This is a genomic window from Bacillus sp. FSL E2-8887 (genome assembly GCF_038007205.1).
In the GTDB taxonomy this organism is placed as follows: Bacteria; Bacillota; Bacilli; order Bacillales; family Bacillaceae_G; genus Bacillus_A; species Bacillus_A mycoides.
In genome coordinates, this window is the sequence record NZ_JBBOWS010000001.1 from 1,983,062 (window position 1) to 2,002,140 (window position 19,079).

Below are 19,079 nucleotides of genomic sequence, written 5' to 3' on the forward strand. Positions count from 1 at the left end.
CTTTACATCTTATTCCATATATAACAAAGCTGGTTAGCTTCTGATTCAAGCGCTATTAAATGATCATTATTAATAGAGTTATTCGTATACATTCTGTTCTTTTGGATGTTAAGAACCGTATAATTCACATCGTTATGTTCATTTGAAAATGTCGATTCGTTTAATAATGTCAGCGTTGAGTTGATGTTGTATTTATCAATTCGCTCTTTTTTTCCTTTGAAAAACAGTTTGATAAGATGCGGCTCATCATTAATGAGCAAACCGAGTTCAGGTGATGAGCGGACGATTAAATCATCTGATATCCAATGTGATTTACCTGGATCGAACCAAGAGACGTCTTTGTTTTTAATAAATTTTTTGTACTGTTTTATGACATCAATGTAGTTTTGCTTTTTCTTCTGATCAACCGTTTGCACTAATGTTTCGAAACATTCAAAAGGTAGTTCGTTTTGATGAAATTTAATAACAGTGTCTCGTAATTGTTTCCAGTAATCAAAAGCTGGTTGGTATTCCGGTTGAGATTTTAGATTTTTCACAAAGTTTGTTTTAGCTGCACTACTTTTCAGTGTGAAGTCTAAAAATTGTGTAAGTCCTACTTTAATTTCTGCCATATTACACCCCCTTTTCAAACATTACTAATTCGATAATGGAAAGGAAAATCCTGCATTTTTTAAGGGGGTGAGCTAGATGCTAGAAAACCCGATGTCCATGCACAATGGCTATGGTAAAGCTGATTCGCAAGAACAAGAGGGAATTATTACAACTTCTATCGATATCGAAAAGTTACAAGATGTCATAAGTCGAGCGGTAGTGATTTTGCAGGAGTGTCCAGAAGATGCTGAACTTGATGATTTAAATGGGAGCATTAATGAAGCGTTGGAATTGTTACAAAAGTATTTGGGGCAATAAAAAAGGACGAGCAGTCGTACCTGCTGTCCTTTATAGGAGGAAAATTATTCTGGACTAGAACTACGAATAACCAGAAAACGCGCTTTTAACCAGTGTTGTCAAAGATGTAATAATCTGTGCAACATAAAAGCTTAGTCGGAATTCAAAACACCAAAATGGCTTGCGTTGGTAAACAGGCTCAAAAGTAGTATATGCAAAATGAAAAATTCCATACAAAAAGCAGACAACAATTTTGGTTGTCTGCCTGTGAGTTGAATGAGTTAGCTAATTGTGATAAATTGCTTTCCCATTACAAGAAGAGTGAAGCTGCTAGTTCAAACAGCTTGTAGGTAGTGTTTTCGATATCTAAAAAAATATACAGAGAAAGCAGATAGGTGAAGAACCTGCCTGCTTACTACTGTAACAAAAGAAAGAAGTACTAGCCGTGGACACGACGACTTGAAAATAGTATGTATTTTTATTTAAAAAATATTCAAGAGGTGAAGAAACATGGAGTGTTTGATAAATGGTGTCTATGAAATAGATAATGATTTTTTTGGTCCAATAAACTTTGCTAATGTTGTAGCTGTTTCATCCATAATTCAATTGAGTGCAGGGGATTTAGTCGAGATTTTTGCACAAAGTAGCGTAGCTGGAGTTATTAGTAATGTAGAAGATAGTACGCATTTTGAAGCTGCAAGATTCCCGTCTCCAAAAGTATAAGTGGTATGAAACCTTGTAAGTAATTTAATATCAGGACATTCCAAAATTTATACTCATCCTGTACAAGAACGGATAATTTATTTGTAGTGCATGAAGTATTTTAACGGTGTACAAGCTGTTTTGAAAGTGCTGGATAAATGAACTATGTACTGTTAAATAGTGTCTGATGATTGTAAACGAAACAGTCGAAGAAGAGTAGCGGTGTATGCAAAAAGAAATGCATGATGTTTAGGTAAAGAAAGCTTACTAGTTAGGGGATCTTACCGATTTAGTTTATGAAAAAAGGCCCTGTTGTCTCCAACAGGGCCTTTCCTAAAATGGCAAAGAGTAACTCTTACCTTACTCCTTTTCCATAGAATACACAAAAATTATACGTTTGTACAGGTCAATAATTTACAATAATAATATTTGAATATAATGCTTACAGGTAATTCTAAAGGATGAAAAAGTATTTGTTATAGAGTAAGTGTTGATTTTAAAGTGTTTTAAAGAGAATGTTTACAACTCAACGATAATAAAGGAATATTGAAATAATAAAATATGAAATATTGCATATCTCACTTAACAATATAATCTATTCAATAATAATAAAATCGTACAGAGGAGTTTTTTCTGAAAATCCGAGTTGATGAAACTAGATAATTTGTATTACTGATTTAACCAGAATATTACATGAGTGCTTTGTTTTTAAAAGTTATACTTTCTCTTCGCTCTGCCTTATGGTGGAGCATTTTTATTTTTGTAATCGCAATAACCTGTCCAAACTTTTCAAGTCTAGCATACATATTATGCAGTAGTAGATTAGAAAGGAGCACTATATATGTCTTGTTATTACTACTGTAAGAATTGTGAGAGTTACCAAAAGAAAAATCATGATTGCTGTAAAAAAAGAAGTGATTATTATAATAAGTGCGGTAAAAGATGTGATGACTGTTCTTGCGATCATAAGGAGAATAACCTTGTAAGAACATCTGCTTTTAGAGCTGTAAATACAGTTAATCAAAACCTTCCAGCTAATACTTTTGTTAAAGTATTATTTCAAAATGAACAATTTGATTTAGCGAACGAATATAACCCAGCAACATCAGATTTTACTCCGAAGACTAGAGGAGTTTATTCCGTAATTGGGACGATTGGTTTCTTTCCGAACGATACAAATTTAAATTATAGAGCGCGTGTAGAAGTTCGAGTGAATGGAAATGCGGCAATTGCTATAGATAACGACTTTTTTGGTCCGATAAATTTCGGTAATGTCGTAAGTGTTTCAACAATACTTCAATTACATGCAGGTGATATTGTCGAGATTTTTGCACAAAGTAGTATAGATGGGGTTATTAGTAGTACAGAAGACGGTTCTCATTTTGAAGCTGCAAGATTCCCATCTCCAATAAAATAAAAGACATGTTTGTGATTTATGGACTATTTTTTTAAAAAAGGCCCTACCTTATGGTAGGGCCTTTTAGTTAAAGGTGTTAAATTGGTAATATATTAAAATAAGTTCATAAACACTTGATAAGCAACACCTAGAGTTAATATGATAGCTAACAGTTTTGCTACCCATCTCGGTGCATTTAAATTTAGTAAAAGGGAATGACATATACTAAATGTAATGCCGAGTGTTAAAAGAATTGCGATAAGATATAAAATTAATAGGAATAAAGGTTGCTCTATGGAGCCGAAGTCAATTTTGGATGGATTCATGTAATATGTACCTCGTTTTTTATTAATATATTAATGAAATAATGAAGAATATAAGGAATTGGAAGAGTAATGTAATAAATACTATAAAAGTAAATTTGAAGTTATGGATGGAGTAGATAAAATAATCTTTGAAAGACTATTCAAAGCCAACATTTGTTTAAGTTTAATATACAAGAACGAATGTTCTTGGTATACTGGAAAATAAAAAAGGTGCGTTTACATGACAAATTTTGGTAATATAATTGAAAAACTAGATGAAATGATTTACAAACCTAATAATCTATTAATTACTAAACGAAAAGAAGAAAAGCAAAATTCAGAATATGCAGGAGGGGTATTCCAGCTAAATAATAGAAGCATCCGATTTAGGGTATCAAAAATTACGCCTAATAAGATTGGACAATTTGTTTCTTTTTGGGAGAAGAATGCCTCCATGAGCAATCAGGCATTTTCTTATGATTCAGCTCCTAACCTTTTAGTTATCACTTGTATAGCGGATAATAACCTAGGACAATTTATTTTTCCAAAAGAGATTCTTCTAAAAGAAAAAATATTAAAAACTCAAAATCAAAAAGGGAAAATGGCTATGAGGGTTTACCCTATTTGGGATAAACCTATTAGTAATCAAGCTAAGAAGAGTCAATTGTGGCAACTTCATTATTTTGTCGATTTAAGTGATACTGAAAATGTAGCTACAGATAAATTATTAAACTTATATTCATAGCACATAATAAGAAAAAATTGAAATATTCAATGTTCGTTCAGATGATATTTGGAAATATTAACAGGGTAAGCCGTTAAGTAAAGAATAAAAAAGGAGCATACAAATAAAGTATGCTCAAAAAAAGATAGGTTTTATGAGTGGAGAATCTCCATACGATAATATATGCGCATTTCATTAATATGTGTAAAATATCAATAAAATATCAACAGAATATCAATTAATGAGTTATTTTAGTTTTTTAATGAAGTCATGTTTTGTGAAATGAAAAAGAGCCGTTTCTTTTGAAAGATGCGGCTCTTTTTATTATTTTGTTATCGTACTGTTCGAAATGATAAATCATAAAATTATACGATTAACAATTTGATAATGATCGGACTTCAGTTATATATTTCTTGAAGTCTGGATATTGAGATACAGTTTGACAGGTAGGGGTGAGTAGTTGATTAATTAAAGATACATTTGTAATTACTTCGTTACAAGGACCATAGAATGTAACTTTTAGCTTTGAATTCGGGGGAACTTTGAATACGATAGGGATTTTTTTCATTAAATAAACTCCTTACATAACAGAGGTTATATGTTTATTTCCTTTTAATTAGGAAGACATATTAATATAATATGTAATTTTTATTGTAGTTGATTATTACATATACTGTATGAGTTGATGTAATTTCTATTACGTATCAAAATAGTGTTGTGAAAAAATATATATCATGTTTATAAAAAGCTTAAAATCAGACTAATATGAGGGAATAAGCGTTAATTAACTTGTCTCTATATAATAAATTGTAAAAAGGCAGCTTTTTTTAGCTGCCTTTTTACAGGGAGATTGAAAAATCTTGGAGGTCATTCATGAGTATAAGCAAAAATTGCTTATATGTAGTATGTACATTATTTATAGTTTTATCCCAATATTTAGTATGAAATAAACGCAAGTTTATCGTTTACAAATGCAAAAAAAGAAGGACTTATTTATTATGGATAAAAAGAAATTATTTAGTTTTAAAAAATGATGAAAATATATTTATTTGTCTTATAGAAGCTTGCTATTAGGCGTATGGGTCTAGCAATAAAACAAGCTTTGAATAAGATAATAAAAAGGAGTTGATTAGTAATGGGTTATATTGTAGATATTTCGAAATGGAATGGAAATATTAATTGGGATATTGCAGCGTCTCAGCTAGATTTAGTTATTGCTAGAGTTCAAGATGGTTCGAATACGATCGATTTTATGTATCAAGGTTATGTGAAAGAAATGAAGAAACGTAGTATCCCATTTGGGAATTATGCATTTTGCCGTTTTATATCTATTTCAGATGCAAAAAAAGAAGCGCAAGATTTTTGGAATCGTGGCGATAAAAACGCTAAATTTTGGGTGGCAGATGTAGAAGTTCAAACAATGGTAGATATGCAAGGTGGGACTCAAGCATTTATTGATGAATTACGCCGATTAGGTGCAAAAAAAATTGGTTTATATGTAGGACATCACACGTATGTATCATTTGGAGCTCGCAATATTGATGCTGATTTTATTTGGATTCCTCGTTATGGAGGGAATAAACCAGCATATCCTTGTGATATTTGGCAATATACTGATTCAGGAAATGTTCCTGGTATTGGAAAATGTGATTTGAATCAATTAATTGGGAATAAAAATCTTTCTTGGTTTATAGGTTCAAATCAAACAAATCAATCTAGTATTGGAGACAGTAAGCAACCAAGTGGAATTGGTATTGCAGTTTCAAAATATGATGATGGATACGGCATTAATTTATATGAAAATCCTGCGAATCCGCAATTTATAGGAAGACTTACGAAAAAAATCCCATATTTAATCTATAAAGGTTATTGGGGAGGTGGCGAAAAAGATATGATTTGTTTAGGTGGTGAACAACAGTGGGCTAAGTTAGAACATTTTAATGTACAATGGTTTTATGCATATTCAAAGTACACACCTGGATATGAAATTAGAACGTACGATGGGCCAAACGGGAATGATACAGGTGCGGTCGATGGGAAGGTCCCTTATCGTATTTGGAATCGTCAAGATGGATATACAGATATAGGTGGGAACAAATGGATCAAAGAAGAACATGTGCAGATTAAATGATGTGAAAAGTCGGATTTATGCCGGCTTTTTTATTTAATAAAGCTTGTCGCTGGCATGAAGAGAAATACTTGCAGAAAACACATTGATTTCACAATAGCGCTGTATAGTTCCTAATATACATTTATCAAAGTGAGGTATTTGAATTGAAAAAGAAAAAGCTATTTATGGGAACTATTATTGCATGTGTGGCGCTAACATTGTCTGCGTGTGGTTCCTCAGAAAATGTTGCAACATCAAAAGTAGGAAACGTGACAGAGAAAGAGTTAAGTAAAGAATTAAGGCAAACATATGGAAAAAGTACTTTATCTCAAATGATGTTAAATAAGGCATTGCTAGATAAATATAAAGTTTCAGATGAAGAAGCTAAAAAACAAGTAGAAGCAGCGAAGGAACAAATGGGTGACAAGTTTAAAGTGGCTTTAGAGCAAGTAGGATTAAAGAATGAAGATGAATTAAAAGAGAGAATGAAGCCAGAAATTGCACTTGAGAAAGCGATTAGAGCGACTGTCACAGATAAAGATGTGAAAGATAACCATAAACCTGAAATGAAGGTAAGTCACATTTTAGTGAAAGATGAAAAAACTGCGAAAGAAGTAAAAGAGAAAATAAATAATGGTGAAGATTTTACTGCTTTAGCGAAACAGTATTCGGAAGATACTGGTTCAAAGGAACAGGGAGGAGAAATCGCTGGTTTTGCTCCTGGTCAAACTGTGAAAGAGTTTGAGGAAGCTGCATATAAATTAGATGCAGGACAAGTAAGTGAGCCAATAAAAACATCTTATGGTTATCATATAATAAAAGTGACGGATAAAAAAGAATTGAAACCATTTGATGAAGTAAAAGATACGATTCGAAAAGATTTAGAACAACAAAGACTGCAAGATGCGACAGGTAAATGGAAACAACAAGTAATCAATGATCTATTGAAAGAAGCAGATATTAAAGTAACAGATAAAGAATTTAAAGATACATTTAAATTCTTAGATGAGAAATAAGGTTTAGAAGAAAAACAGAGATTTAGCATAATGCTATATTTCTGTTTTTTTGTTTTCAATAGAAAAGGGAACTCATATAGAGTTCCCTTTTCGCGTTAGTGTGTGAGTTATAAATAGATAGTAAGACAATACAATATTACATTTAAATATTAAGAATTACAATAGGGAAATTTGGATGTAGATAAAAGGAATAAGCAATTAAATTCGCAAAATGTTGAAATGATAATGTTTTAGTTAATTAATTTTGTTAAATATAAACTAAATATATTTTCTTGGAGAGTGAATTGAGGACATAATTTAAAGAATGGTACATATCATATTTATTGGAGTATAAATTAACTTTATAGGAAGTGACATGTTGAACATTTAGTACAAAAAGATGTTCTTAATGATAAGAATTATTTATCCCGCTATTTGTGGGAGTCTTACTGCTCGTAAAACCCCCACTGATTATTAGCCTTCACTTTATTAAAATAGGATGAATATTTTTATATTTACTAGATTATAAAATAATTTGGGGGAGAATATATGAAAGTTATTTTTAAGAGAGAAGGCGGAGGGAAAATTTTTGAATCATCTAATGAAAATATAAGCGTTCTATTAGCTGTATTAAAAGAAACAAAAGGGATAAAGATTGGGATGGTTGAGTATGAAGTATTAGAATATAAACTGGAATATTATCGGAATCCGAAAAAAACAGAAACAGAGAGAGAATTACATATTATAATGCAACCCAAGCATATTCAATAAAGAAAGTGAAAAATTGATGAGTGTGAATCTTACTGCCTGCAAATAGCAGGATAAATGGTAGTAATTGTCGATATGTATGAAACTTATGAGGAATGAATTGTTTTACATCATAAGTTTCTAAAGCTTTGTGAGTTCGTTCATAATAAAAGTGTATGCTTTTGTTGAAGGATGGTTAATGAGATATAGCTGAAATTTGTATTCCAGAAAGAACGTTAGTTAGGATAGAAAAGTAAAATTAGAAATATAATTAGTTCAATAAAAGCGACTTCACATTAGGTGGAGTCGCTTTTATTGTTGCTACACGTATTCTATGATGCGATAGGAAGTGCAAAGAAATTTGATTAATAAAAGGGAGTAATAAATGAGTATGAATAAACTTCATATATTAAAGTTGCATTTTGTTTGAAAAATTTACATGTTGCACTTCCGTAAGAACGTTCGTTCGTGTATAATTAGAACGAATGTTCTTTCGAAGTGGAGATGTCTACAAATTCATAAATAGTTTTGAATTGGAAAGCTACGCTACGTATAAATAAGAGATGGATAAAGAATGAAGCGATAAGGCTTCTAACCGCAAGGGCTGCGGAGATAGCCTAATAAATTAGAGTTCGATAGAACTCTTTACTTAGGAATCCCCCACTTCTAAACGAAGTGAAAGTGGGGTAGTTCAAGAATGGATAGATATAGAAAATTGAGGAGTAAAGAAAATGAATTATGTAAAGATACAGGAAAAAGGAAGAGAGTGGGTTCCGTTTACAGTAATGTCGGAACAATTATTAAGTATGAAAAAAATTATTGGAGAGAAATTAAAAGTCCAAAGACCGCTAATAACAAATGAAGCGAAAGACAGCATTTCAGACAAATTATTAACTTCATTATTGTCTGAAGAAGAGATGTTAGTGACATATTTTGAAGAAGGATACATACTTACGAGTTATATGACAGTGGTTCATATAAATCCAATTCAACAAATTGTAAAATGTACAGATGCATTTTATAAAACATATATATTTTCTGCAATGGACATAATTGATGTAACCTAAAAGAAGCTGAATTTTGAAGTTTAGCTTCTTTAATTTATCTAGCTATTTACGGACAGGCAGATTCACACCTCAAAATTCGGCTGTGAGTCAGGCTACCTGTAAAAACTTAATTTTTTGAAGAGGTGAAGAACTAAATGAAAAAACAGCTAGCTGCAAGCTAGCTGCTTAGTCCCAGGGAAAGGGAGAAAAAGATTGGCACTCAAAAAATCAATGATAGCTGTGTATCAGCCTGAGTATAGTATAGACAAATTTTAAAATGTTATACAAAAATGATTACAGATCTGGTTAGGCCGTACCAACTTGGTTTTGATCTGCTAGATCAGAATCAAATGTATTAGTCGCGCTAACCCCACTAAAAGTGTTCACTACGAAACCAACGTTAGATGCGCCAGAGCCGTTATAAGCTTTCGTATTCTCTTTTGGAGAAACATTGTAGAAATCACCTAAGTTGAAAGATCCGTTACTATTTTGTACAACTAAATTCCCAACAACTGAGGGCATAATTTTCACCTGCTTTATAAGTAATTGTTTGCATTACTATATGAAGGTATAGTCTAATTGGTTCATTTGACAAATATTCCGGAATAGAAAAATGTTTGAAGCTTTGTTTAATCAATCGAGCAAAAAGTATGTTAAAATTAATGAAGAGCTGAATTTTAAAAAGAATAAATTTGAATAATTAATATATATGGAATTAAAGGAGGCAAAATGTAATGGATAATGTTATAAAAACAGTGGATTTAACAGATGCAGAATCAAGTAAACTTATTGCTTATATTTATAGTAATGATGTCACATTGATCGAAAAAGCATTTTGTCCTAATGAAATAAAATTAAAGTTTAATGAAATAGCAATTTTATCGGCAATTAAAACCGCATATATTACGAAAGTATCTATAAGGAAAGAACTTGGAGCAATTTTTCACGATACAGGCGTTTTATTAGTAAAGCAAAATGTTGAAAGGAATAGTATTCAATCTATAACAATGCATTTTGAGCAATTTAAAAAGTTGCAAAATGAGATTGAGAATTTAAATAAAAGTATGTTATAAGACTAGGTGGAAATTTATTGATAGAGGTGGGCTCTGTTAAGTTGAAAAAGTGGATTGAAAAGTATTTGGATAAATCGAACCGTAAACATAAATATACTTTCATTAAGGTGTAACCTATATTTATCGATGTGAGAAATGTAGGGAATAGAAGATACAATTTAAAAATAATAACGATACAAACAAAAAGAGTAACTATGATGGTTACTCTTTTTGTTTGTAATATGTAATATCAAAAATACTTCTAAAGTATGAAATGAATTGATACTTAAGTGAGAAGTTGAATAAGAATAAAAAGAGTAATATTAATGGAAAGGAGGAGATGAAGTTGGAGCGAAACGACATTGGGAAACTTGTAATTATTACTGGAGTAACGCAAGGGTTAGGACGTGCAATGGTTGATAGGTTTCATGAATTGGGGTGGAACATAGCAGGGTGTGGACGCTCAAAAAATAAAATTGAAGAACTTAATAAATATTACGGTGCTTCACATGATTTTCAAATAATTGATGTTTCAAATCATCACCAAGTTAGTAAATGGGCAAGTCGTATTCTTAATAAGTATAGGGCTCCCGATATGTTAATAAATAATGCATCGATTGTTAATCAAAATGCACCTCTATGGAAAGTTACCGCACAAGAATTTGAAAGTGTAATGAGTGTAAATGTGAACGGGGTAGTAAATGTCATTAGGGCGTTCGTCCCGGCGATGATAGCTAGGAAAGAAGGAATTATTATTAACATGAGCTCTAGTTGGGGAAGAGAAGGCGAGGCTGAACTTGCGCCATATTGTGCCTCGAAGTTTGCTGTTGAAGGTATCACGCAGTCAATGGCAATGGAACTGCCAAATGGTATGGCAGTAGTTGCTTTAGATCCAGGTGGCAGTATTAGCACTCCAATGCTTCACTTATGTGCACCTCAATATGTAAAAGAATCTCCTACACCTGAAATGTGGTCACATAAAGCAATTCATTATATATTAAATATATCAATAGATAAAAACGGTGAGTCATTGACATGTCCGGCATACATTCATTGAGAAACTCCTTGTCAAAAAGAGCGCCTGAAAGGTGCTCTTTTGTATTATTAGTACATTATGTGATGCACAAAATTACATATGAAAAATAGAATAATGAATTAAAGGTGATATTTGTTTGTTTTGAATGTACTAGAAAATTTAAATATAGGTGATGGGAAATGAACCTACGCGATTTAGAATTGACAGGTGCCTGGTTTCAAGTAGGAGGAAATCTTATAGCAGCAATTGGAACAACTAGAGGGTTTGCAGGGGAAGAAAAGATTGAGTCGGATCTCGTTATTGTAGGGAGTTCATTACAAGCTCTCGGATATATATTACAAATTATAGCAACTAATGATGCGAAAGATGAAGATAAATGTGAGAAGCAAGAGGTAACTATAGATAATAAAAATAAAGCGCTAGCGAAAACGGGGATTGAGTTATTAGCTTTAGGTAATATTTCAAATGTAATAGGAACGTATTTTAATCTCAATGAACAAATGAAAGAAAATGATTTCCTTATAATTACTGGAAATAGTTTGCAATCAATTGGCGCTTTTTTAGGAGTAGAAGTAGCATTGAATGAGATAAATGGAATACAGTGGATTATCGTATTAGGGAATTCAATGCAAAGTTTAGGTGCGGGATTACAAGCATATGAAGGTATTAAAAATATACCAAAAGAAGAAAAGGGAAAAGAAGACAGTAATATAGATAAAGAAGATCAACGTATAATAGGGCTAATAGGTATTTGGATACAGGCAATAGGTACTGTAATTTCAGCAATTGGATTAACCGAAATAGTAGAGGAACAACGATTGGAATCTAAGAAAAGGTGATGAAATACTCATTTCAATGAAGTTTGGAGTATTTCAATTTTAGAAGTAGGACAAGATGGATGTGTTAATTGTTTTTGTAGGCTTTTTCATATAGGCGTAGAATATACATATAAACGAACAGGTGAAAATAACTTGTTAACGTTAGTGAGAGGCTTCTCATTTAGTTATACTATTATATGTGATTTTTGTAATGATGAGTTCTTATATACGCTTTTAGAAATAACATGATTTCATAGGTTTGATAGTGTAGGAGATGGATGGGGAAGAAGCGAAAAATAAACATTAAGGAGTTTTTCAGACATGATGTACTTATTAGCAATTTTACTTCCGCCGGTAGCTGTTTTATTTTGCGGAAAGCCGTTTCAAGCGATTATTAATTTCATTTTAACCTTAATTTTTTGGGTTCCAGGAGCGATACACGCAGTTCTTGTCGTACATGATAAAAAAGCCGACAGGCGACTTAAAAAACAAGTTCAAGCGTATGATGAAATTAATAAAAGAAATAGAAGGTAAATTGCGATTGACATACAAAAAAGAAAGGGGATTTGATTCGCCTTTCTTTTTTGTATGCCAATCAAGTTTAAATTTTAGTATAGCGGTAAGAATTTTTAATATAAGTATTATGATAATAACTTTTAGAGTGTGCGTTTAATAAACCGGTGTAAATGCTTTCTGGCACATTAAAGAAATCATACATACCATTCTTTAGTTGAATACGTAAAATCATAGAAAAAGGATTATAGCCAACAGCAACTAATTTTTTTGAAATAACGGGAGATAGCTTCATCATTACGCAACTCCTTATTTTTCATTTTAGATGGTTTCTTGTAGAGAAGGGGATTGTCGTGTTGAAATCCTAATAATTAAAGGAGTATTATACTTATATGCAATATATTAAATGTTTGTTATACGTAATTATAAGGAAGTTCACACGAAGTACATATCGTTGTGCTATTTTTATTTCACCTTTGATTTATAAATAAGAAAATATTGACCATTTGAAAAAAAGGTATATTATTTATACGAGGTATTAAAAATTCACTTCTTACATTCTATGCTTTAAGGGGCAGTATTATTAGAAAAAATAGAAGTGAAAATAGTTTGTATAAGAAGTATTCTAAAATGTATAATCTGTGAATTGGGAAAATATTGAATGCTCCAGGTCAATATACTTTCTTGATTAAATGTATTTGGGAAAGTGACCTCAATATTTTCAAGTAAATCAACGGGAGAATTGAAAGGCAGGAGAAAGTAACATGTCAGAAAATTATCGTTCTCGAGAGGAGCGACGACAAGTTCAAAAGAAAAAACAGCCAGCTTCTAAAAAAACAAAACCAAAAGGTAAAACATCGTTTTTTCGTAAATTTTTAATCAGTTGTTTACTACTGGGTATTGTAGGTTTAGTGGCAGGGGTTGCTACCTTTTTCGTAATGATTAAGGATGCACCAAAACTTGAGAAAGCAAAACTTGTTAATCCGTTATCCTCAAAAATTTATGATAAAGACGGGAATTTGGTATATGAATATGGGAAAGAAAAGCGGACGAATGTTACGTATGATCAAATCCCAAAATTAGTAGAAAATGCATTTTTAGCAACAGAAGATTCGCGTTTTTATGAGCATAGCGGAGTAGATTTTAAAGGTACTGCTCGTGCAGTTTTAGTTAGTCTTAAGGGAGATTATGGCTCTCAAGGTGGTAGTACGATAACGCAGCAAGTTATTAAAAACTACTTCTTATCGATGGAAAAAACGTCAAAACGTAAGGTTCAGGAAATATATTTAGCGTATAAGCTAGAACAACAATATTCAAAACATGAAATATTAGAGATGTATTTAAATAAAATTAATTTAGGAAACCGTTCATATGGAATCGCAACAGCAGCACAAAACTACTACGGTAAAGAATTGAAAGATTTAACATTACCAGAAGTTGCGATGCTAGCTGGCTTACCAAAAGCACCGAATAACTATGACCCAACGAAAAAAGAAAATGTTCAAAGGGCAACAGAAAGAAGAAATACTGTACTAAACTTAATGAATAGACATGGTTATATTACAAAGGCAGAAATGGAAGAAGCATCGAAAGTACCAGTGGATAAAAATATTAAGAGTGCAGCTGAACTACAAGCGATGCCATATACTGCATTTATGGATGCAGTAGTTAAAGAAGTAGAAAAGGAAATACCAGATGTTAATATTGGATCTGATGGTTTAGAAATTTATACAACATTGGATCCAAAAGCACAGAAATTAGCTGATAATATTTTGAATACAAATATTATTAATTATCCAAATGATAAATTCCAAGGTGCTTTCACATTTATGGATACGAAAACTGGAGAAGTTCGCGCTATAGGTAGTGGGCGCGGTGAAAATAAAGCAGTATTTAAAGGGCATAATATGGCGATTGAATTAGATCGTGCAGCTGGTTCAACGATGAAACCAATTTTTGATTACGCTCCTGCAATTGAATATTTAAAATGGGCTACTTATCATCAAATTGATGACTCTCCATTTAAGTATTCAACTGGCCAAGAAGTTAGAAATGCAGATAGAAGTCATTTAGGGCCAATCTCAATGCGTGAAGCACTAACAAAGTCACGTAATATCCCAGCTATTAAAACAGCTAAAGAGGTAGGTATTAGTAAATCGAAAGAGTTCTCTGAGAAATTAGGTATTACATTTAATGTAGCACCGACAGAATCAACAGCAATCGGTACAAATGAAGCGTCACCAACTGAAATTGCAGGTGCTTATGCGGCATTTGGGAATGACGGTAAGTATACGAAGCCGCATTTTGTTAAGAAAGTAGTTTATCCAGACGGCAAGTCACAAAGTTTTGGACAAAAACCAAAATCAGTTATGGCGGATTCTACAGCATATATGATTACTGATATGCTACGTTCTGTAGTTACATCAGGTACTGGTACATCGGCAAATGTGGCCTCTTTAGATGTAGCTGGTAAAACAGGTACAACTAACTATTCTTCAAAACAACTAGCACAATATGGAATTCCAGAAAGTGCAACTCGTGATAGTTGGTTTGCAGGATATACACCGCAATATACGATGGCAGTATGGACTGGATATACGAAAGATGGTAAAGACGAGTATATTAGTAGTAAAAATACGAAAATTGCACAGTTGATCTTTAAAGAAATGATGAGTGAGATGGCTACAGATAAATCACGCTTTAAAATGCCAAGTAGTGTTATTCAAGAAGGTAGTGAATTGCGTATAAAAGGTGAAAAACGTGATTCATCTCCAAATACTAGCGTACCGGATACAACGGAACAACCAAAACAAGATCAACAGCAAAAAACTGAAGAAGAGAAAAATCAAGAGGAATTAAAGAAACAGGAAGAACTTAAGAAACAAGAAGAGCAAAAGAAACAAGATGAACTTAAGAAGCAAGAAGAGCTTAAGAAGCAAGAAGAGCAAAAGAAACAAGATGAACAGAATAAGCAAAATGAACAAAACAATGGAAATGGTCAAGGAACTCCAAATCCACCAACTAATGGAGGTGACCAAGGAACTCCAAATCCACCAACCACTGGAGGTGGTCAAGGAACTCCAAATCCGCCAACCACTGGAGGTGGCCAAGGAACTCCAAATCCACCAACCACTGGAGGTGGTCAAGGAACTCCAAATCCACCAACCACTGGAGGTGGCCAAGAAACTCCAACCCCACCAACTACTGGCGGGAACACAGGAGAGGCTCCTTCCAATAATGGACAATAAATAATGCATTTTAAAAGCACCGAAGGTACCGGGAAAAACGGTTTCTTTGGTGCTTTTTGTATTATAAAGAGTAATATTATTTTTAAATATTAAAAGTACCATAGAAATTTTGAAAGTAAATTGATGGGAAATGATAAAAAATTTGAGTTGGCGGTATTGGATAACTAGGGCCATAAAAAGTAGTACTACTCGGGTGTGTACCATGATGCCAAAATGAAGGGGTGACTTGGTCAGTCGATTGATATTGTTGCCAAGCGGCAGGAAGTTCGATACCAACATCAGAACTAGCTGTATGAACGACAGGAACATGTATTGAGGGAGCTGATGGGACAACGGCGGTTATTCTTGGTGATACCCACATGAAAACGATCACTCCTAAGTTTAATAATAAAATAGTATATTCTTCTAAAACATATAAAGGTACATATATAGGTTTTTTGCTTAAAACATAGGCATAAAGTCGTAAGACCAACTTAAATTGATGGTAGACCATTTATTATGAAAAGATACGTCTATTAGCGGAGGGCAAGGGAACATGAAAAATATACAATTGATGTGTTGATTGTATATTTTACGTGTTTATGGAGGGATTTTAATGGAACGATTATGGACGAAATCATTTATACAAATGACTATCGCGATGTTATTTTTATTTACGGGGTTTTATTTACTTGTTCCAACGCTCCCGCTCTTTATTAAAGAGATTGGTGGAAATGAATCGCAAGTTGGACTGATGATGGGAATGTTTACAATAGCGGCAGTTGTAATACGACCGATTATTGGAGGTATGTTAGATCAATATGGTAGAAGATCTTTTATTATTTTCGGACTCATATTTTTTGGGATAACGATGTATTCGTATGATTTAGCATCGACTATTGTCCTTTTAGCTGTTTTACGCGTTATTCACGGAGTGACGTGGGCTGTTTCTACAACAGCAGTTGGAACAGCGATAACTGATATTATTCCAGATTCACGTCGTGGTGAAGGGATGGGCTGGTATGGCATGGCGATGACAATCGCGATGGCAATTGGCCCGATGATTGGATTATGGGTTGTACAAAATTATTCATTTCATGGTCTATTCTTGTTAGCAACTCTTTTATCCTTTATGGCAGTCGTATTATCGTTAATAACGAAAATGCCATTCACGCCACAAAAAGAAAAAGGGAAAATTCAGCTGTTTGAAAAATCCGTTTTATCAATAACGGTTGTTGTTTTCTTTTTATCATTTGCATATGGAGGAATAACAACATTTTTACCGTTATTCGCGTCATCAATTGATGTGAATCCTGGGACATTCTTTCTTGTATATGCAATTGCTTTAACAATTGTACGACCTATTTCAGGAAAACTATTAGATAAGTATGGAGAAGTTTTTATCATACTTCCGGCACTATGTATTACTATTTTAGCGATAGTTGTACTAACGATTTCAAATGGTTTGATAGGTGTAATGATTGCAGCGGCATTATATGGTGTTGGATTCGGTTCAGCACAGCCCGCTTTACAAGCAGCGATGCTGACAATTGTTGATCCTAGTAAAAGAGGAGTTGCTAACGCTTCATTCTTTACCGCTTTTGATTTAGGGATTGGATTAGGTGCGATTTTACTTGGAGTTGTTTCACAAATGTTTGGTTACCGTATTTTATTCGCAGGTAGTGCAATTTCAGGATTAATAGCTTTAATTATATTTGTCATTTTTGTAAAACAACGATTAGGCAAAAAAGATTTTGCGTATAAAGCATGATGAATCTATTTGATGTATTGTAAGGTACGGAGGAAATAGCTCAATTCAGCCCGGATATTCTTTAGGGATTGTTTCTGAGAAATCAGTTCGGGAAATAGCGTCAGTTGAGAAAGACGGTAGTTTATTTTTATAGATTTTGATGATCTTTCGTACTTTCAAAACTATGAATTAGTTGTAAGCTATCGTAAAGAAACGGAAGAAATTTAATTTAATTATGTAAAATAATAATTTTATTAAAAATAAATAAATTTTATATAAGAATTATATTTATGGGAATATGAAATAAATATTATAAAAAACCGAGCTGTGCATGAGTGCAGCTCGGTTTTTTATGTTTGTTGAAGAAAAAGGGATTAAAGGTATATTTAGTGGGATTATATGGATAATTGTTATATTTCGTTTTAAAAAATTGTAAAAGGATGTCTGTCCTTTCTTTATAAAAGATGAAAGTTATTTTTGAAAAATTGTATTATTACATCGGTAAAAGTATAGGAAACTTATCATTATAAAATAAATTGAAATCTTCTAAAAACTCTGATACATTGAAATAGAAATGTAGTTTCATATTATTGTAAAGGCTTACAGTTATGTGCACGAAGATCTATTAGGATTGGAGGAAATAATGATGAAAGCTGAAGAAAAATTTTCCCCGGGATTAGATGGTGTAGTAGCAGCGGAAACGAAAATTTCGTTTCTTGACACAGTAAAAGGTGAAATTGTAATTCAAGGGTATGATTTAATCGAACTCTCAAAAACAAAAGAGTATTTAGACATTGTGCACCTTTTATTAGAAGAACGTTTACCGAATGAGGATGAGAAAGCAACAATTGAAAAGAAATTAAAAGAAGAATATGCAGTGCCAGAAGGTGTATTCAATGTTCTAAAGGCATTGCCTAAGGAAACGCATCCTATGGATGGGCTACGTACAGGTGTGTCTGCATTAGCTGGTTACGATAGTGATATCGAAAACCGCTCGTTAGAAGTGAATAAAAGTCGAGGATACAAGCTTTTAAGTAAAGTGCCAAATATTGTAGCGAATAGCTACCATATTTTAAATAATGAGGAACCAATTGAGCCTCTTCAAGAATTGTCATATAGTGCGAATTTCTTCTATATGTTAACTGGAAAGAAACCAACTGAACTTGAAGAGAAAATCTTTGATCGTTCCCTTGTTTTATATAGTGAACATGAAATGCCAAACTCTACATTTACAGCACGCGTTATTGCATCAACGCAATCCGACTTATACGGCGCTTTAACAGGAGCAGTTGCATCCTTAAAAGGAAGTCTTCATGGCGGTGCGAATGAAGCGGTTATGTACATGCTTTTAGAAGCTGGTAATGTTGAGAAATTTGAAGAGTTATTACAGAAGAAACTATATAACAAAGAAAAAATTATGGGCTTTGGACACCGTGTTTATATGAAAAAGATGGATCCAAGAGCACTTATGATGAAGGAAGCATTAAAGCAGTTATGTGATGTGAAAGGCGATTATACACTATATGAAATGTGTGAAGCTGGAGAAAAAATTATGGAGAAGGAAAAAGGAATTTATCCGAATCTTGATTATTATGCTGCTCCAGTATATTGGATGCTTGGTATTCCAATTCAACTTTACACACCAATCTTCTTTAGTTCTAGAACAGTAGGGCTATGTGCACACGTAATTGAGCAACATGCGAACAATCGTTTGTTCCGTCCACGTGTAAATTATATTGGCGAGCGACATGCATTTAGTAAATAAAAACA

20 protein-coding genes and 2 pseudogenes are annotated in these 19,079 nt (G+C 32.8%); 16 read left to right on the forward strand and 6 right to left on the reverse strand.

Translation table 11 applies throughout. The features are described 5' to 3' along the window. Positions 1-2 precede the first annotated feature (2 nt). Positions 3-611 (reverse strand): hypothetical protein, encoded by a 609-nt coding sequence (locus NSQ08_RS09940; RefSeq protein WP_002012636.1) that lies wholly within the window; start codon positions 609-611, stop codon positions 3-5. A 76-nt stretch (positions 612-687) separates the two neighbouring features. On the opposite strand from NSQ08_RS09940, the gene NSQ08_RS09945 reads away from it, so the two are divergent. The 3 genes and pseudogenes from NSQ08_RS09945 to NSQ08_RS09955 all read left to right on the forward strand — a co-directional run bounded on the left by NSQ08_RS09945 (position 688) and on the right by NSQ08_RS09955 (position 3,007). Beyond that, positions 688-909 carry a hypothetical protein gene (locus NSQ08_RS09945; RefSeq protein WP_040963065.1) on the forward strand — a complete coding sequence of 74 codons (222 nt, stop codon included), beginning with the start codon at positions 688-690 and terminating at the stop codon, positions 907-909. A 516-nt stretch (positions 910-1,425) separates the two neighbouring features. Beyond that, positions 1,426-1,611: pseudogene (locus NSQ08_RS09950) on the forward strand (hypothetical protein); the annotation flags it as partial. Positions 1,612-2,431: 820 nt separating this feature from the next. After that, positions 2,432-3,007, forward strand: coding sequence for a C1q-like domain-containing protein (locus NSQ08_RS09955; RefSeq protein WP_340774101.1), 576 nt, complete (start codon positions 2,432-2,434; stop codon positions 3,005-3,007). 92 nt (positions 3,008-3,099) lie between these two features. On the opposite strand, the gene NSQ08_RS09960 is transcribed toward NSQ08_RS09955, so the two are convergent. Then, a complete protein-coding gene (locus tag NSQ08_RS09960; protein ID WP_002031831.1) occupies positions 3,100-3,312 on the reverse strand; it encodes a hypothetical protein in 213 nt (70 codons plus the stop codon). A gap of 220 nt (positions 3,313-3,532) precedes the next feature. Between NSQ08_RS09960 and NSQ08_RS09965 the strand changes: the two genes are divergently transcribed. Then, complete coding sequence (locus NSQ08_RS09965; protein WP_340774105.1) at positions 3,533-4,036, forward strand: MepB family protein; 504 nt, start codon at positions 3,533-3,535, stop codon at positions 4,034-4,036. A gap of 352 nt (positions 4,037-4,388) precedes the next feature. On the opposite strand, the gene NSQ08_RS09970 is transcribed toward NSQ08_RS09965, so the two are convergent. Next, complete coding sequence (locus tag NSQ08_RS09970) at positions 4,389-4,583, reverse strand: hypothetical protein (RefSeq protein ID WP_002085768.1); 195 nt, start codon at positions 4,581-4,583, stop codon at positions 4,389-4,391. Between the two features lie 567 nt (positions 4,584-5,150). Between NSQ08_RS09970 and NSQ08_RS09975 the strand changes: the two genes are divergently transcribed. The 4 genes from NSQ08_RS09975 to NSQ08_RS09990 all read left to right on the forward strand — a co-directional run bounded on the left by NSQ08_RS09975 (position 5,151) and on the right by NSQ08_RS09990 (position 8,934). Then, a complete protein-coding gene (locus NSQ08_RS09975; RefSeq protein ID WP_340774111.1) occupies positions 5,151-6,146 on the forward strand; it encodes a glycoside hydrolase family 25 protein in 996 nt (331 codons plus the stop codon). Between the two features lie 143 nt (positions 6,147-6,289). After that, positions 6,290-7,141 carry a peptidylprolyl isomerase PrsA gene (locus tag NSQ08_RS09980; protein ID WP_002031835.1) on the forward strand — a complete coding sequence of 284 codons (852 nt, stop codon included), beginning with the start codon at positions 6,290-6,292 and terminating at the stop codon, positions 7,139-7,141. 528 nt (positions 7,142-7,669) lie between these two features. Then, complete coding sequence (locus NSQ08_RS09985) at positions 7,670-7,891, forward strand: hypothetical protein (RefSeq protein WP_002012623.1); 222 nt, start codon at positions 7,670-7,672, stop codon at positions 7,889-7,891. Between the two features lie 707 nt (positions 7,892-8,598). After that, positions 8,599-8,934, forward strand: a complete 336-nt coding sequence (locus NSQ08_RS09990) for a YolD-like family protein (RefSeq protein WP_002085766.1) — start codon at positions 8,599-8,601, stop codon at positions 8,932-8,934. 285 nt (positions 8,935-9,219) lie between these two features. Here NSQ08_RS09990 and gerPF read toward each other — a convergent pair whose 3' ends face one another. Beyond that, entirely contained in the window at positions 9,220-9,435 is a 216-nt protein-coding gene (gene gerPF, locus NSQ08_RS09995) for a spore germination protein GerPF (RefSeq protein ID WP_001141569.1), read from the reverse strand. Between the two features lie 212 nt (positions 9,436-9,647). Here gerPF and NSQ08_RS10000 point away from each other — a divergent pair, with 212 nt between their 5' ends. The 4 genes from NSQ08_RS10000 (at position 9,648) to NSQ08_RS10015 (ending at position 12,353) form a co-directional block, all read left to right on the forward strand. After that, entirely contained in the window at positions 9,648-9,986 is a 339-nt protein-coding gene (locus NSQ08_RS10000; RefSeq protein ID WP_340774118.1) for a hypothetical protein, read from the forward strand. Positions 9,987-10,311: 325 nt separating this feature from the next. Then, positions 10,312-11,022: an SDR family oxidoreductase gene (locus NSQ08_RS10005; RefSeq protein ID WP_002085764.1), complete on the forward strand. Its 711-nt coding sequence runs from the start codon at positions 10,312-10,314 to the stop codon at positions 11,020-11,022. A 158-nt stretch (positions 11,023-11,180) separates the two neighbouring features. Continuing rightward, positions 11,181-11,840: a DUF6944 family repetitive protein gene (locus tag NSQ08_RS10010; protein ID WP_002035373.1), complete on the forward strand. Its 660-nt coding sequence runs from the start codon at positions 11,181-11,183 to the stop codon at positions 11,838-11,840. Positions 11,841-12,140: 300 nt separating this feature from the next. Beyond that, positions 12,141-12,353 carry a YqaE/Pmp3 family membrane protein gene (locus tag NSQ08_RS10015; RefSeq protein WP_002085763.1) on the forward strand — a complete coding sequence of 71 codons (213 nt, stop codon included), beginning with the start codon at positions 12,141-12,143 and terminating at the stop codon, positions 12,351-12,353. A 67-nt stretch (positions 12,354-12,420) separates the two neighbouring features. Here NSQ08_RS10015 and NSQ08_RS10020 read toward each other — a convergent pair whose 3' ends face one another. Continuing rightward, complete coding sequence (locus tag NSQ08_RS10020; protein ID WP_002085762.1) at positions 12,421-12,630, reverse strand: KTSC domain-containing protein; 210 nt, start codon at positions 12,628-12,630, stop codon at positions 12,421-12,423. A 466-nt stretch (positions 12,631-13,096) separates the two neighbouring features. Between NSQ08_RS10020 and NSQ08_RS10025 the strand changes: the two genes are divergently transcribed. Then, positions 13,097-15,580, forward strand: coding sequence for a PBP1A family penicillin-binding protein (locus NSQ08_RS10025; RefSeq protein ID WP_340774127.1), 2,484 nt, complete (start codon positions 13,097-13,099; stop codon positions 15,578-15,580). Between the two features lie 82 nt (positions 15,581-15,662). Here NSQ08_RS10025 and NSQ08_RS10030 read toward each other — a convergent pair whose 3' ends face one another. Continuing rightward, positions 15,663-15,941, reverse strand: coding sequence for a hypothetical protein (locus NSQ08_RS10030; protein ID WP_002085760.1), 279 nt, complete (start codon positions 15,939-15,941; stop codon positions 15,663-15,665). A gap of 234 nt (positions 15,942-16,175) precedes the next feature. On the opposite strand from NSQ08_RS10030, the gene NSQ08_RS10035 reads away from it, so the two are divergent. The 3 genes and pseudogenes from NSQ08_RS10035 (at position 16,176) to mmgD (ending at position 19,074) form a co-directional block, all read left to right on the forward strand. Further along, the gene (locus NSQ08_RS10035; protein WP_340774131.1) at positions 16,176-17,330 is read left to right on the forward strand and encodes an MFS transporter; all 1,155 of its coding nucleotides are present in this window, start codon (positions 16,176-16,178) and stop codon (positions 17,328-17,330) included. Next, a pseudogene (locus NSQ08_RS10040) lies at positions 17,311-17,537 on the forward strand (HesB/YadR/YfhF family protein). The gene NSQ08_RS10035 and the pseudogene NSQ08_RS10040 overlap by 20 nt, the downstream one beginning before the upstream one ends. A 415-nt stretch (positions 17,538-17,952) precedes the next feature. Next, positions 17,953-19,074 (forward strand): citrate synthase, encoded by a 1,122-nt coding sequence (gene mmgD / locus NSQ08_RS10045; RefSeq protein WP_002127276.1) that lies wholly within the window; start codon positions 17,953-17,955, stop codon positions 19,072-19,074. Positions 19,075-19,079 lie beyond the last annotated feature (5 nt).